We start from the raw sequence: 15194 nt of genomic DNA, 5'->3' as shown, positions 1-15194 counted from the left end.
GCGGCATATTTTTATCATAAAAGATACACCTCGTGATCATTCTCCCTGCCTGTTGCAGGCACATTTTCCGGCAGTCTGTGTTTAGTCTCCGGCAGCCGCTTCCGGGCATCGCTGTTCATAGCCGTGCATGCCGTTGCGCGGTGCTCCGTATCAGGCGGTTTTCCAATATGTGCCCTTTCGCATTGCAAAAGACCACATATTGCACGCTAAAAGGCCACCTTTCAGGAGCTAAAAGATGGCCTTTTGCAACGCATTGAGTATCAGTGTGTTATGCGTGCGGTTATATCTTACCTTATTAAGTATGTCCTGAGGCGCCATAAAGTTTGTCCCGATGTGCTGTCGGCAACCGTTTTTTGATATGTTTCTGACTATTTCATGCAGAAACGGAAAATATGAACATACGGTACGAAAATGTCGTAATGACGGCACGGAGCATACTGCCTATCTTTGCAGCGGATAAATGAAACAAAAGATATGAAGAGACTATTATTCACATTTGCCATTGCCTGCGCGCTTATTCCTCTTAATGCGCAGGAGACGCTCACGCTCAGTCAGTGTCTGCGCATGGGCATAGAGAACAATCTGCAGTTGCAGACCAGGCGCAACGACATAGCAAAGGGCGGGCACGCCATAACCGAAAACCGTGCCAAGCTGTTGCCGCAGATCAACGCCGTAGTGTCGATGAGCGACAATTTCAACCCGCCTGTGTCGGTAACCGACGGCTCTGCATACGGCAATCCGTACAACGTGACGAAGACACTGCAGTATAACGCCTCGGCAGGACTGCAGCTCCAGATGCCGCTCTACAACCAGACGCTGCTCACGGCGCTCGACATCACGAAGATGATGGACCGCATCAACCGCCTCGGCTACGACAAGGCGCGCAACGATCTCATGGAGCAGATAGCCAAGATGTACTATCTCGCGCAGAGCACAGCCGAGCAGATAGCCATCGTCAGGGCCAACATCACGCGGCTGGAGGAGCTGAAGAACATCACCGTGGCATTCTTCGACAACGGCATGGCCATGGAGGTTGACGTCAAGAGAGTGAACATCAATCTGGAAAACCTTCAGGTGCAGCGCGACAACGCCGAGGCAATGCTCGTGCAGCAGATCAACATGCTGAAGTACGTAATCGACTATCCTGTCGACAAGGACATCGCGCTGACGCCCGTGGATGCCTCGAGTGTTGAGGCCGTCGAGCTGTCGGGACTTTGCGAGTCGCTGCCCGAACTGCAGCTGTTGCAGAAGCAGGGCGAGCTGTCGGAGAAGCAGCAGAAGATGATTCAGCAGGGCTATCTTCCGTCGCTCATGCTCACGGGCAACTTCACTTACTCTGCCTTCACCGACAAGTTCAGCAACTGGTTCCACTCAGGACCGTCTAACCACTGGTACAACTCATCGGGCCTGGGCATCACGCTGCGCGTTCCGGTGTTCGACGGACTGGAGAAACGCTCCAAGATACGCAAGGCGAAGCTCGACGCCGAGAACGCACGCCTGGCTTACGACGACGCCCTTAAAGGTCTGCGCACGCAATACATGAATGCCACCAACGACCTGATGAACAGTCGCCGCAACTTCACCAAGCAGCTCGACAACTACCGCCTGGCCGAGGATGTCTACGCCGTAACCACCGAACTCTACCGCGAAGGCATAGCCTCTATGACCGAGGTGCTGCAGGACGAGATGCAGATGAGCGAGGCACAGAACAACTATGTAACGGCTCACTACAGCTACCGCCTGACCGCTCTGTCGCTGCTAAGGCTTACGGGACAGCTCGACTCGCTGCTGAAATAAGCCTGATGTCAGGTCAACACCATACATAACATCACATCAACATATATCAACAACTTTAAAATATACCACAATGGAAACCCAGAACAACAACATACAGCAGACCAGCACACACGCTCAGCAGGCAAAGAAACTTAGAAGACAGCGCACAAGACAAATCGTGGCAAGCATCTTCGGCATTGCAATCCTGGTGTGCGGAATAGTGAAAACGTCAATGATTTTTCTCGACTACAATAACACCGAGACAAGCAACGACGCTCAGATAGAGCAGTATATCTCGCCCGTAAACCTCCGCGCGTCGGGCTATATCAAGCAGGTCTGCTTCACGGAGCATCAGAACGTGAAGAAAGGCGACACCCTCCTGATACTCGACGACCGCGAATACCGCATACGTGTGATGGAGGCCGAGGCTGCGCTTAAGGACGCCATAGCCGGCGCTTCGGTAGTAGGGCAGTCGCTGCAGACGTCAGAGGCTTCGGCATCTGTCTACGAGTCGTCTATCGCCGAGGTGAAAATCCGCCTGGCAAAGCTCGAGAAAGACCGCGCACGCTACAAGAACCTGCTGGAGCGCAACGCCGCAACGCCGATACAGCTGGAGCAGATTGAGACCGAATATGAAGCCACGAAGAAGAAGCTCGACGGCCTTATCAGTCAGCAGAAGGCTGCCAAGTCGGGCGTAAGTGAGGTGTCTACGCGCCGCCAAAGCTCTGAAGCTGCCATAGAAAGGGCACGCGCCGCACTCGAGATGGCACGCCTTAACCTCTCTTACACCGTTGTTGTTGCTCCCTGCGACGGCAAGTTGGGACGCCGCACCGTTGAGGACGGACAGTATGTTTCGGCAGGACAGACGCTGACATACATCATGCCCGACACGCAGAAATGGGTGATAGCAAACTATAAGGAGACGCAGATTGAGAATCTGCACGTAGGTCAGGAGGTTGTGCTTACAGTGGACGCAATGGACGGACGCGAGTTTAAGGGACGCATAACGGCCATCTCAGGCGCCACGGGAGCAAAGTATTCGCTCGTCCCGACGGACAATTCTGCCGGCAACTTCGTAAAGATTCGCCAGCGCGTTCCTGTCAGAATCGACTTCACAGGACTGTCGAAGGCCGACAACGAACGCCTTGCTGCCGGAATGATGGTGGTCGTAAAGGCCAAAAAGCAATAACAAAGCAGAAGATTTTTAATTAAGAATTAAGGATTAAGAATTAAGAAAATATGTCCTTTTTAATTAAGAATTGAGAATTAAGAATTAAGAAGACATGCTCCCGGAGCATTCAACATAAAAAGTATTGAGCCATGGAACAAAATGTGATTAGCGTAAGTTATGGGGCAAAATACAAGAATTATCCGTTCTACAACTGGGTGCCCAAGCCGCTCGGAATTATCCTGCTGATACTTCTGTTCATACCTATCCTTACGGTGGGCGGCGTATATACCGCCAACAGCGGCGAGATGACGAGCGGACTGGGCATACAGTCGGAACACATACAGTTTGTCGGTTTCGTCACGTCTATAGGCATGGCGGCCTTCTCTCCCTTCTTTTATCAGCTGGTGTGCATACGCCGCGAGAAGATGATGTGCGTAGTGGGGTTCTCCCTTCTGTATCTTCTCAGCTATGTGTGTGCCGTCACCGACAGCATATTCGTGCTGGCTCTGTGCAGCCTTATCATGGGTTTTCTGCGCATGGTGCTGATGATGGTCAACCTGTTTACGCTCATACGCTACGCCTTCGGCATGGAGGCCACGCGTAACATAACGCCGGGCAACGAGCCGGACGACGAGCAGGGATGGGACCGCCTGGACTCGGAGAAGAGCAAGAGCATGCCCATTATATACCTGTTCTTCATGATTCTGGGACAGCTCGGCACGTCGCTCACGGCATGGCTGGCATACGAATATCAGTGGCAGGACGTCTACTACTACATGATGGGCATGACGCTCGTGGCAATACTTGTGGTGCTTGTAACGATGCCTTACCACGCATACAAAGGCCGCCGCTTTCCGATAACGTTCCGTAAGTTTGGCAACGTGGCCGTGTTCAGCTCGATGATGACCTGCGGAATATATGTACTGGTCTACGGCAAGACGCTCGACTGGTTTGCCGATCCTACCATCGTGCGCTCCACTATACTCACCGTTGTGTTTGCCGCAGTGTTCTTCTACATGGAGTGGTCGCACCGCTCGCCCTATTTCCTTATGGAAGTGTTCCGCCTGCGGACGATAAATATGGGCATAGTGCTGTTCCTTCTGCTCATGGTATTCAACACAAGTTCGATGTTTGTCAACGTGTTTACCGGCATAGGCATGGAGATAGACAACTGGCAGAACGTTGCGCTGGGCAACTGGAGCATGCTTGGCTACTTTATAGGAGCCGTCATCGCAATAATCCTCGGCTCGCGCAACGTCAAGCTGAAATATCTCTTCGGCCTCGGATTTCTGCTCATCGGAGTGTCTGCCCTGTTCATGTATTTCGAGGTGCAGACGGCCGGACTTTATGAAAGGATGAAGTATCCTGTGATTATACGCTCAACAGGCATGATGCTTATATACTCTCTCACGGCCGTATACGCCAACCAGCGCATGCCCTACAAGTATCTTTCCACATGGATATGCATCATGCTCAGCGTGCGCATGGTTATCGGTCCGGGCATCGGTTCGGCACTATATTCGAACGTGCTTCAGCACCGTCAGCAGCATTATGTTACGATGTTTGCGCAGGATGTCGACCGCACCGACACGCAGACGGCTTCATCCTACGACCAGACCCTGCAGGGAATGCGCTGGCAGGGGCGCAGCGAGACCGAGGCAGAGAACATGGCTGCCATGTCGGCTAAGGGCAAAGTGCAGGTGCAGGCCACGCTGTCGGCTGTCAAGGAGATGTCGGGATGGACCTTCTACGGCTGTATTATCTCAATGCTCTTCGTACTCATTTATCCATATAAGAAGAGGAAATTATCTGCTTGGCGCGACTGACGGTCGGCCAAGTCAGATAATTTTATTAACTTAGCGGCCGTAAAACATCTGCCGCTATGGAAAAGACTACAGACGAAAAGGCTTCGGAACGGCTTGCCGCATTGCAGCATGACATAGCCTGCATGGCCGACGTGTGCTCGTCGGGGGGCGTGGTCAACGACCTGCCCGGGCGCATGACGGAGGGCTTCAGCAACTTCGGCATAGGCCTGATAGTATGCCACGAAGGCGAGTTTGAGTTCACCCTGTCGGGCCGCACCCATAAGGCCTGCCGGGGCGAAACCGTGTTTATACCCGAAGGGGTGTTCTTCAGCGTGGAGAGAAAGTCGGAGACGCTGCGCCTTAGCGTCATTGTCTATAAGACGGCTCCTATACGCTATCTGGTCGGTACGATGGTGCAGTCGGTGCAGCTCTACGCCCGTCTGTCGCCCGACCTGCCCTGCGTGTGGAGCACCGGATGCGAAGACGACATAGCGGGATATATCTCGCTGATAGGCAGCGGCGAGCCGCAGGCCGACGACCTCTTTGCCGTGAGCGAGCGCAAGATGCTCCTTCTGTCGCTCACTTACCGTCTGTGCATGGTGTTCAGCCGCAAGTATTTTGCCGACGGCTCTCACAACGCGCGGCGCACGGAGGTGTTCTTGAAGCTAATCCAGCTCATCGGCCGCCACTATATGGCAGAGCGCGGAGTGGCGTTCTATGCCGACAAGCTGTGCCTCTCGCCCAAATATCTGTCGGAGCTGTCTAAGGCGGTGTGCGGATACACCGTCCAGGAACTTGTCTTCAAGGCGATAACGCGCAAGGCTATGTCGCTGCTCGACAGCACGGGAAAGACCGTTGCCGAGATTGCCGACGACTTCCATTTCCCCAATCCGTCAAGCTTCGGCACGTTTTTCCGCAAGCAGACGGGCATGTCGCCGCAGAAATACCGCGAGCGGATATAACCATCTGAATATCAATATGTTATAAATGGCGTTGCAAAAGACCGTCTTTTGGCCTCTAAAAGACCACATATTGCACGCTAAAAGGCCACCTTTTGCAATGCGAAAGGTGGCCTTTTAGAAAACATACCCTGTGGGGGGTGTGCCTGATGTCATGTTTTTTGATTTGTGCCTGTGGTCGGGCGGCGTTTTTGCCGCTAACTGTCTGGTGTCTGACAGCTATTTTATTATCTTCAAATTCTTGCCCGGTCTGTTGTAGCCGAAGCTCTCCTGCGGCATCTTGTTGTCGCTTACGGTGTAGCCGTCGGTGGCCTCGTCGAAGTAGATGCAGAAGGCTCTGCTGTTGGTTGCATACGGGGCAGGGTGGGGCATGCTTATCGTGTTGCCGCTGATAACTGAGCCGGGCTGGTTAGACAGCGTGTAGATGCCGCCTGCGTCGTACAGCTGTCGGGCGTAGTCGGTAACGGTGTTGCCGGTTATGCGGTTGTTGCGCATGCCGCTCTCAAGCGGCGTCCAGCCCCAGCCCACGCAGATGCCAGAGTAGTTTACGTGCGAGACCTCGTTGCCGCTTATCTCCGTGTCTCTCACATATCCTGCGCTCACGGCGCCGCATCCCCAGTCTTCGTTGGCGGCGTCGGTTATCTTGTTGCGCTCAATGGTCAGTCTGTTGCACATGTCGCTGCCTATTGCCGGCGTGTAGGGTATGTGCGTCTCGAAGCCCTGCTCGCCAAACCAGCCCGCCATTATTGCCGTTCCGCCTATGTCGGTGAAGGTGCATCCGGTGATGTCCGACGAGCTTACGGCGTATGCTAGGTCTACGGCTGTGGCGCCGGTGTGGCTGAACGTGCATGAGCTGAAGCCTATGCTGTCGGCAAACTGCGCCGTCACGGCTGCCTCGGGGCGTGCTATCCATGCCTGATTTTCAAGCTCTGCCTTGTGGAACAGGCCCGGTTCGGCCAGCTTGTAGCCGTCTATGAAGCGGAAGCCTCCTTGCAGGGTGACGTGCCCCTCGTACAGCGGTCGGCGCCATGCGGAGTGCTCGAAGGCTATGTTCTCAAACCTTATGTTGCTCACGTGGCGCTCGCGCGTGCCGCCGATGGTCAGCAGCGTCTCGAGCACGGGCACCGTGATGTCCATCGTGTTGGGGTCCTTGCCGTCTTCGGGATAATAGTATATGCGGCCCGAAGGGTAGTCCTGGTACCACTCGCCCGGCTCGTCGAGCAGTTCGAGGGCATTGGTGAGGAAGAACGAAGAGCTGCCGCGCTCGCCGTCGATGACCGGTTGAGGCCACGGATGGGCAAACTCTATCTGGCTTTCGGGCTGATGAAACCACACCTTTGTCAGTCCGTTGCCCATGTCTTTCATCTCTCTTACACGCAATATGGCTATCGCCCAGCGCTGATGCACGGTCATTTCGAGCTGCCGCGCGTGGCTCAGGTCGATTTTGGGCGTGGGTATCGTTATGCTCTCGTCGGTGGTATTGAATGCCTTCATGCGCTCCATAACGCCATAGGCAAACTGCGACGCGCGCACGGCCTTGCGTCCACCGGCCCACAACTGGCGCGTCTCCACGATGCGGTTGCCAGTCATCGGCGCATCGGCCACCCACACCTTGCCCCTCACTCCGGCAGGAAGTCGCTCGTCGTCGCAGCCCTTGCGCCAGCCTTTTACCTCAGTTCCGCCGCTGATTACTGCCCTCTCGCCGTCGGCAGAGCGTATTATCGTGGGGCTATCGGCCGTTCCGCTGTCCTCGGGACGTATGAACAGGGGCTTGTACAGGCGATAAACGCCGCCGCCCATGATGATGTTTATGCCCCCCTCGGCATTCCTTGAGCCGAGCCGGCGCCACTCTCTTGCCTGCTTAAGTGCCTGCTCGAGCGTCTTCAGCGGCGCCTCGCGTGTGCCTGCTGCCTTGTCGTTGCCGGCGGTTGATGACACGAATATGTCGCCTGCCGGTGCCGTGAGGTGGCAGCAGAGGGCGGCTATTACGGTAAAAAACAATTTCTTCATGATTTGATTTATTAGATAAAGGTAATTTAAGATACGTCTGTCCGTCCTGCCCGTGATGCCTGTCGGGCTGCAGGCCGGTTATTTCTGCAAATGTAAGAAAAATCGCCTTAACGGCAAAAACTTTGCTCCCTAATTGCGCATATTGGTCCTTCCGTATGTCGTGATACACGGTTATAAAAGAATGCGGCGAGGGTTTTGTGCCCCCGCCGCCTCTTAGGTAAATGATAAAGTTTAAGGTATTGTTGTTATTTCTTTTTCTTTCTTACGGCCCATCCTTCCTCGCTGAAGTCGGGTTCGTCGCCCACCAGCTTGGCGTTGTCGCGCTTGAAGAACTGCCGCCAGTCGTCGTTTATGCTGCTGTCGGCCTTCGGTGCCTTGGCCTTTTTCTTCTTCTTGGGGCTTTCTTCAGCCTCTCTTGCACGGCGCTTCGACTTCTTCTCGAATCTCTCGAAGCCTCCGTCCTTAGGCTCTCTGCGCTTTCTGCTGCGGCCTTTTCCGCCCTCGTCGGCGTCGTTGCAGCGCACGTCGCGTCCCTTGTATGTAGTTCCGTCGAGCGCGTCCATCACCTTTTCTGCGTCCTCTTCAGGCACTTCTATGTACGACATCTTGCTCAGCAGGTCGATGTTGCCCACCTCCTGGCGTCCCTTCATGTGCTTGTTGATAAACTGCATTATCTCTCCGGGATAGAATCCGTCGGCCTTTCCCAGGTTGATAAACAGGCGGCGGTAGCCCTCTTCGGCCTTGCGGGTGCGCTTGCGGGCGTCGTCCTTGCGGTCTTTCTTGCGGCTTTCGCCCTGCACCTGCACCTTTCCGATTTCGGGAGCGTCGGCATAATAGGCAAGGAACTTGCCGAACTCAACGCTCACAATCTTCTTTATGAGGTCTTCTTTGTCGATGTATTCAAAGTAGCGGTTGATGTCTTCCATGAACGGAGCTATCTCTTCCTCGTTCACATCGGTCTTGACTATCTGGTCCATCACCTTGTAGAGCTGCTTCTTGCATATCTCCTGAGCCGACGGCATGACGCCTTCTACGAACTTCTTGCCGATGGTTTTCTCTATGGCTCGCATCTTTGAGCGCTCGCGAGAGTGGATTATTGATATCGAGGTGCCCTTCTTTCCGGCGCGTCCTGTTCGTCCGCTGCGGTGAGTGTAGCTCTCAATATCGTCGGGCAGACCGAAGTTGATGACGTGCGTAAGGTCGTCTACGTCGAGTCCGCGGGCAGCCACGTCGGTGGCCACGAGCAGCTGGGTCATGTGCTGGCGGAACTTCTGCATGGTGAGGTCGCGCTGCTGCTGCGACAGGTCTCCGTGCAGAGATTCGGCGTTGTAGCCGTCGTGTATCAGCTTGTCGGCTATCTCCTGCGTCTCGCGTTTTGTGCGGCAGAAGATTATGGCGAATATTTTCGGGAAGTAGTCTACCACGCGTTTCAGTGCCAGATACTTGTCCTTGGCGTTCACCATGTAGTATATGTGGTTTACGTGCTCGGCTCCTTCGTTGCGGCTTCCCACCACAATCTCCTTCGGGTCGTGCAGGTAGTTGCGTGCAATCTTCTCTATTTCCTTGCTCATCGTGGCCGAGAAGAGCAGCGTGTTGCGGTCTTCGGGCACGCCTTCGAGTATCTCGTCGATGCTTTCAGAGAAGCCCATGTTGAGCATTTCGTCGGCTTCGTCGAGCACAACGTTCCTCACGGCGTCGAGCTTTGCCACTCCGCGGTTCATCAGGTCGATAAGTCGGCCGGGCGTGGCCACTATTATCTGTGCCCCGTGGCGCAGCGACTTTATCTGGTTTTCGATAGAAGTGCCGCCGTATACGGGCACGATGTTGATGCCGTCGATGTATTTGGCAAAGTCCTTCAGGTCGTCGGCTATCTGCAGGCACAGCTCCCTGGTGGGACTGAGGATGAGCGCCTGTGTCTGACGCACACGCGAGTCGGTGCGCTGCAGCACCGGAATGCCGAACGCAGCCGTCTTGCCCGTGCCCGTCTGGGCCAGCGCAATTACGTCGTTTCTGTTACCAAGTAAATAGGGGATTACTTCTTCCTGTACGGGCATGGGATGTTCAAAGCCCAGCTCCTCAATAGCGCGGCGAATCTCTTCGCTTACGCCTAATTCTTCAAATGTCTTCAAATTAATTATAATTAATGCGGTGCAAAGATACGAAATAAATGAATAAAGCACAATGAATAATGAAAAATCTTGCATCTTTTATGCTGAAATGCCCGCCGTGGCGCAGGCCTTTGACGCATGGAAACGTTACATGGTGAAGGATGAAAGAGGTTTTATGAAATTTAATATTCACTTTTTTTGTGAATAGGATAATATGTGTTATCTTTGCCGTTGGATAGAGATTACTTCCACACTTACGCCTGAGTTATGGCAGTGTTGCCGTTGTTTACACGGCAGCATGGACTAATTGGTGTGGAGAGGTGTCTGGTTTGAATTTATGAAAATAAACTTTGAAAAAGATTATCTGCGTGAGCTTTACGAAAAGGGAAAGGCTCAGGACAAGAAACACAGGTTTCAGCCGCAGGTTGTCAAGGGATATGTGAAGTGCGTCAGGGTGCTGTACAAGGCACGGCGCATAGAAGACCTGTTTCCGTTCAGGTCGCTCAATTATGAAAAACTGCAGGGCGACAAGAAGGGACTTTCGTCGGTTAGAATAAACAACCAGTACCGGCTTGAGTTCAGGGAGATAGCCTCGGCAGATGACAGCGCAGTGATTGAGATATGTTCTTTGACTGACATTACGAATCATTATAAATAGACAAGACAAATGGATGAGTTGGCAACACCGTTCAGTCCGGTGCATCCGGGCGAACTGATAAAGGACGAACTGGAGTGCAGACAGCTGTCGCAGAAGTTGGTGGCAGAGCGTCTGGGCCTGCCTTACACAGCATTCAACGAGGTGCTTAACGGCAAGCGGCCCGTAACAACCGACCTTGCGCTGGTGCTTGAGGCTGCTCTCGGCATTCCGGCATATATACTTGTGGGCATGCAGAGCGACTATAATCTGCAGGTGGCAAGGGAGGACAAGAAGCTGGCAAAGAGGCTGGCGGAGATAAGAAAGGCAGCTGCGCTGCTGTAAACGGATAATTATTTGAATACAATGAAGATAGCAGTTTTTTGTTCGGCAAATTCAAATCTCGACCCCGACTTCTTCAAAATGACCGAAGAACTGGGGCGATGGATGGCCGAAAACGGGCATACGCTGGTGTTCGGCGGATGCAACCTGGGACTTATGGAGTGTGTGGCGAAGGCCGTGCATGATGCAGGCGGCACTACGATAGGCGTGGTGCCGATGATTATAGAGAAGGGCGGAAAGGTGTCCGACTATGTTGACGTGAAGATGATGTGCGACAACCTGAGCGACCGCAAGGACCTCATGCTGGCTCAGTGTGACGTTGCCGTGGCGCTGCCGGGCGGCGTGGGCACGCTCGACGAGATATTCACCATCGCTGCGTCGGCGTCTATCGGATATCACAGCAAACCCGTGATACTCTACAACATGAAGGGCTTCTGGAACTCTCTCCTTGCCATGCTCGACGACCTTAAGGCCAAGGGCGTGATACGCAGCGGCTTCGATAAGACGCTCATGACGGCCGATAGCATGGACGAACTGAAGGCGCTGCTAACACGCTGACAGTCAGACGCTTTGCAAAAGGCCACGTTTTAGCTCCTAAAAGGTGCTCTTTTAGCGTGCAATATGTGCCCTTTTAGAGGCTAAAACGTGGTCTTTTGCAAATAGGTATGTATCGTGCCGATTTCAGACGGGTATCGTCAGGCGTTCCGATATCGGTTAAGGCATAAATAAAAAGGCATTTTTCCGTAAACGGAAAGATGCCTTTTGTTTTTCTTTCAGATATATTCCGTTATTCCGCCGGTGCGTTGTCCGCAGCAGTTGCGGCTACCTTTCTGTTCGGCTTGAACATCTTGTCGATAACCAGCGCTATGGCTCCGTCGCCCGTAACGTTGCATGCCGTGCCGAAGCTGTCCATGGCAATGTAGAGCGCAATCATCAGAGCCTGCTGCTCGGTGTTGAACCCCAGTATAGAGGCGAGCGGTCCGAGAGCCGCCATGATGCTTCCTCCCGGCACTCCCGGAGCTGCCACCATCACTATGCCGAGCATCATTATGAAGTGGATGAACACGGGCAGTGAGTGGGGTATGCCCTCAAGCATGCACAGCGTAAGCGCGCAGGCCGTGATCTTCAGCGTAGAGCCCGACATGTGGATTGTGGCGCACAGAGGCACCACGAACGACGCAATGTCGTTTCTCACGCCGTTCTTCAGCGTCTGGCGCAGCGACACCGGTATTGTGGCTGCCGACGACGACGTGCCGAGAGCGGTGAAGTAGGCAGGCAGCATGTTGATGAGCAGCCTCAGAGGGTTGCGCCTTACGATGGCTCCCGCTATGACATACTGGTAAAGAAGTACAAAGATGTGGAGCGCGAAGATTACAACTATAATCTTGGCAAACACCGTCATGATGCGCATGGCGTCGCCCTTCATCGTCATATCAAGGAATATGCCGAAGATAAAGAGCGGCAACAGCGGAACCACCGCCACGGCTATGGTCTTGGTGATTACCTCCTTCAGCTCCATGAAGGCATTTTTCAGAGTGGGCGTGTTGCTGTAGGCTATACACAGGCCCATGAGAAACGAGAACACCAGTGCGCTCATGACGTCGGCCATTGGCGGTATGGTTATCTCGAAGTAAGGAGCAGTTCCCTCCGGCTTCACAACGGAACTGAAGTCGGAAACCGACGAAATCATCGACGGGAACAGGCTTGTTCCCACGCCATACGACAGCACTCCAGTGAGCACCGTGTCGGCGTATGCTATGGCTACCGTGGCCAGCAGCAGCTTGCCCGCGCCCTTGCCGATGTCGGCAATGGCAGGAGTAACCAGGCCGATGATTATCAGCGGAATGACAAAGTTGAGAAACTGGCTGAACACAGCGTTGAAGGTGACGAACACCCTTACTACCGGCAGGCTGAGCACATTGCCCAGCGCTATGCCAAGAGCTATCGCTATGATAACTCTTGGCAGCAGGCCCAGCTTTATCTTTTTCATTATCGGTCTTGTTTAAGCCTTTCAGCCATGGCGCGGCCCAGGGCCTCACACTGTGCGTAAGAGTCTTCTTTCAGACTCTGCTTCATCTCAACCGGAGTGCCCACAGCCTCAAACTTCAGCTTGGTTTCGTTCCAGTGGTGTATGCGCTCAACGGCCTTGCCGGCCCATGCGTAGCTTCCGAACCATCCGATATAGTGGCGGTTCTTGATGTCCTTGCCTGCTATCTCGCTCAGCAGAACCTCCATTTCGTGGTAAAGACCTGCGTTGTAGGTCGGTGCGCCCACGATGAGTGCGCGGTAGCGGAATATGTCGCGCAGTATGTAAGAGTGGTGAGTCTTCGACACGTTGTACATAACGATGTTCTTGATGCCTGCCTGGCTTGCCGCCCGTGCTATCACCTCGGCCATACGTTCTGTGTTGCCGTACATCGTTCCGTAGCATATCACGATGCCTTCCTCGGTCTCATAGCGGCTCAGACGGTCGTATATGTCTATCACTTTGCTGATATGCTCGTGCCATACGGGGCCGTGCGTAGAGCAGATATAGTCGAGCTGCACTCCCTCAAGCTTCTTCAGGGCGTTCTGTACGGGCACTCCGTACTTGCCGACGATGTTCGAATAGTAGCGAACCATCTCGAGCCAGAACGTGTCGCAGTTGATGTCAGAGTCTATTATGCCGCCGTTCAGCGCGCCGAAGCAGCCGAACGCGTCGCCCGAGAAGAGCACGTTGCTCGTCGTGTCGAGCGTAACCATCGTCTCGGGCCAGTGAACCATAGGCGTCAGAACGAAGTTGAGCTCATGCCTTCCGAGGCTCAGCTTGCTGCCGTTCTTCACCTCCACCTCGTTGGTCGTTATGCCGTAGAAGCCTTCGATCATGCCGAACGTCTTCTTGTTGGCAACGATCTTTATCTCGGGATAATATTTTCTGATAAGCTCTATGGCGCCGCTGTGGTCGGGTTCCATGTGGTTTATCACCAGATAGTCTATCTTGCGGTTGCCTATCACCTCCTTGATGTTCTTGATATATGGCATGAAGAAGTCTACCTCGACTGTGTCGACGAGGCACACTTTCTCATCGACAATGAGGTAAGAGTTGTACGAAACTCCGTTAGGCAGCGGCCATAGGCCCTCGAAGAGCTCCTTGTTGCGGTCGTTGACGCCTACATAATAGATGTTGTCTTTAATCTCAATCATGGTTCAAATAAATTTATTTGGTTTATTGTTATTCTTTTTTCATGGTATGGGCTGCCGCCTCCGGCTGTCGTGGCGGCGTGTCTATCCGGCCTGTAGGGCCTCCTTGCGCATGGCCTCGCCAAACTCCTTGTCGATAGAGTTGTCTATGCTCTTGCAGCAGTTGGCCGAGAACTTCTGCGCACATTCAATCACCTTGTCCCACAGTTCCTCGCCGAGGCCGCGGTCGATGACGTCGCGCGTCACTCCGTAGCGCATCATTCCGTACACCAGTCCGGCGTTGAAGTTGTCGCCGGCGCCTATCGTGCTCACCGTGCTGGTGGCCGTAACGGGGTAGCTCTTCCTGAATCCGCCCTCGGCATGAAGCTCTACCGGCTGCGCGCCGTTGGTGTAGATGAACTTCTTGCAGTAGAAAGAAATCTCCGAGTTGTACACTTTGTCGGATGTCTCCATCTTGTACATCACCTTGAAGTCGTCGTGGCTGCCGCGCACGATGTCGGCATATTCAAAGTTCTCGAGTATGTTCGGCGTGAGCTTCATCACCTCGTTGGCGTGCGACGACCTGAAGTTGACGTCGTAATATATTATCGCCCCGTTGCTGCGCGCATGGTTCATGAGCGCTGCCACCTGCGGCCTTATCACGGGATTGACGGCATAGTAGGAGCCGAGCATGACGATGTCGTCGCGGTTGATCTCAGGACATATGTAGTCGAGACGGTCGTGCGGGTGGTCTTTATAGAAGATATATTCTGCGTCGTTGTTGTCGTTGAGAAACGCGAGCGACACGGGCGACTTGCTGCCCTTGAACATGTTGACGTTAGAGGCGTCAACTCCGTTTTCCTTAAGGAAGTCGACCGTGCGCCGGCCTATGCGGTCGTCGCCCACCTCGCTGATAAAGGCTGCGGGCACGCCGGCACGTCCGAGCGATATTATGCCGTTGTAGACCGAGCCTCCCGGCACGGCGCTCACCGGACGTTCGTTCTTGAAAATGATGTCAAGCACGGTTTCACCTATTCCTATAACTTTCCTCATCTGTTTTAGTTTTGACATTTTCGGGCTGCTGCCTGTGCGCCTCCTGCCGTCCGCCTTGCCGCAGGCTGATGTGCTGCCGGCGGCTGATGGTCCTGCGGGCTTAGGCCTCCGGCTGTTGCGGTGCGGGCATGCGGCGCTGTGCGCGGCGTGCGCCCTGTTGATATAATTAGCTGCAAA

Annotated in this window: 12 protein-coding genes; 7 read left to right on the top strand and 5 right to left on the bottom strand. The window is 54.0% G+C overall.

Annotated features, from left to right (window positions below; all coding sequences use genetic code 11):
* The first annotated feature begins 474 nt into the window (after positions 1–474).
* The 4 genes from ACU52_RS03765 to ACU52_RS03750 all read left to right on the top strand — a co-directional run bounded on the left by ACU52_RS03765 (position 475) and on the right by ACU52_RS03750 (position 5714).
* Positions 475–1797 carry a TolC family protein gene (locus ACU52_RS03765; protein ID WP_053397814.1) on the top strand — a complete coding sequence of 441 codons (1323 nt, stop codon included), beginning with the start codon at positions 475–477 and terminating at the stop codon, positions 1795–1797.
* Between the two features lie 70 nt (positions 1798–1867).
* Complete coding sequence (locus tag ACU52_RS03760) at positions 1868–2965, top strand: HlyD family secretion protein (protein WP_021856046.1); 1098 nt, start codon at positions 1868–1870, stop codon at positions 2963–2965.
* A gap of 131 nt (positions 2966–3096) precedes the next feature.
* Positions 3097–4773 carry an MFS transporter gene (locus ACU52_RS03755; protein ID WP_053397813.1) on the top strand — a complete coding sequence of 559 codons (1677 nt, stop codon included), beginning with the start codon at positions 3097–3099 and terminating at the stop codon, positions 4771–4773.
* Between the two features lie 56 nt (positions 4774–4829).
* Positions 4830–5714 carry an AraC family transcriptional regulator gene (locus ACU52_RS03750; RefSeq protein WP_053397812.1) on the top strand — a complete coding sequence of 295 codons (885 nt, stop codon included), beginning with the start codon at positions 4830–4832 and terminating at the stop codon, positions 5712–5714.
* 216 nt (positions 5715–5930) lie between these two features.
* On the opposite strand, the gene ACU52_RS03745 is transcribed toward ACU52_RS03750, so the two are convergent.
* Both ACU52_RS03745 and ACU52_RS03740 read right to left on the bottom strand, forming a co-directional pair.
* Entirely contained in the window at positions 5931–7721 is a 1791-nt protein-coding gene (locus tag ACU52_RS03745; protein WP_053397811.1) for a right-handed parallel beta-helix repeat-containing protein, read from the bottom strand.
* Positions 7722–7966: 245 nt separating this feature from the next.
* Positions 7967–9850, bottom strand: a complete 1884-nt coding sequence (locus ACU52_RS03740; RefSeq protein WP_021856041.1) for a DEAD/DEAH box helicase — start codon at positions 9848–9850, stop codon at positions 7967–7969.
* A 316-nt stretch (positions 9851–10166) separates the two neighbouring features.
* Between ACU52_RS03740 and ACU52_RS03735 the strand changes: the two genes are divergently transcribed.
* From ACU52_RS03735 to ACU52_RS03725, 3 genes are read left to right on the top strand one after another with little or no spacing between them, the layout of a single operon-like run.
* Positions 10167–10487, top strand: a complete 321-nt coding sequence (locus tag ACU52_RS03735) for a type II toxin-antitoxin system RelE/ParE family toxin (RefSeq protein ID WP_053397852.1) — start codon at positions 10167–10169, stop codon at positions 10485–10487.
* A gap of 9 nt (positions 10488–10496) precedes the next feature.
* Positions 10497–10808 carry a HigA family addiction module antitoxin gene (locus ACU52_RS03730; RefSeq protein ID WP_021965299.1) on the top strand — a complete coding sequence of 104 codons (312 nt, stop codon included), beginning with the start codon at positions 10497–10499 and terminating at the stop codon, positions 10806–10808.
* Between the two features lie 21 nt (positions 10809–10829).
* Positions 10830–11363, top strand: coding sequence for an LOG family protein (locus ACU52_RS03725; RefSeq protein ID WP_053397810.1), 534 nt, complete (start codon positions 10830–10832; stop codon positions 11361–11363).
* Between the two features lie 229 nt (positions 11364–11592).
* Here the strand turns inward: ACU52_RS03725 and ACU52_RS03720 are convergent, their stop codons facing one another.
* From ACU52_RS03720 to ACU52_RS03710, 3 genes are all read right to left on the bottom strand, one after another.
* Complete coding sequence (locus ACU52_RS03720; RefSeq protein WP_021856037.1) at positions 11593–12795, bottom strand: dicarboxylate/amino acid:cation symporter; 1203 nt, start codon at positions 12793–12795, stop codon at positions 11593–11595.
* Positions 12795–13988: an FprA family A-type flavoprotein gene (locus ACU52_RS03715; RefSeq protein ID WP_053397809.1), complete on the bottom strand. Its 1194-nt coding sequence runs from the start codon at positions 13986–13988 to the stop codon at positions 12795–12797. The genes ACU52_RS03720 and ACU52_RS03715 overlap by 1 nt, the downstream gene beginning before the upstream one ends.
* Before the next feature lie 81 nt (positions 13989–14069).
* The gene (locus ACU52_RS03710) at positions 14070–15017 is read right to left on the bottom strand and encodes a carbohydrate kinase family protein (RefSeq protein ID WP_053397851.1); all 948 of its coding nucleotides are present in this window, start codon (positions 15015–15017) and stop codon (positions 14070–14072) included.
* Between the last annotated feature and the right edge of the window lie 177 nt (positions 15018–15194).

Source organism: Xylanibacter rarus (genome assembly GCF_001275135.1).
Taxonomy (GTDB): Bacteria; Bacteroidota; Bacteroidia; order Bacteroidales; family Bacteroidaceae; genus Prevotella; species Prevotella rara.
Note: the sequence above shows the minus strand (reverse complement) of the source record. Positions and strands in the feature narration are given on the sequence as shown.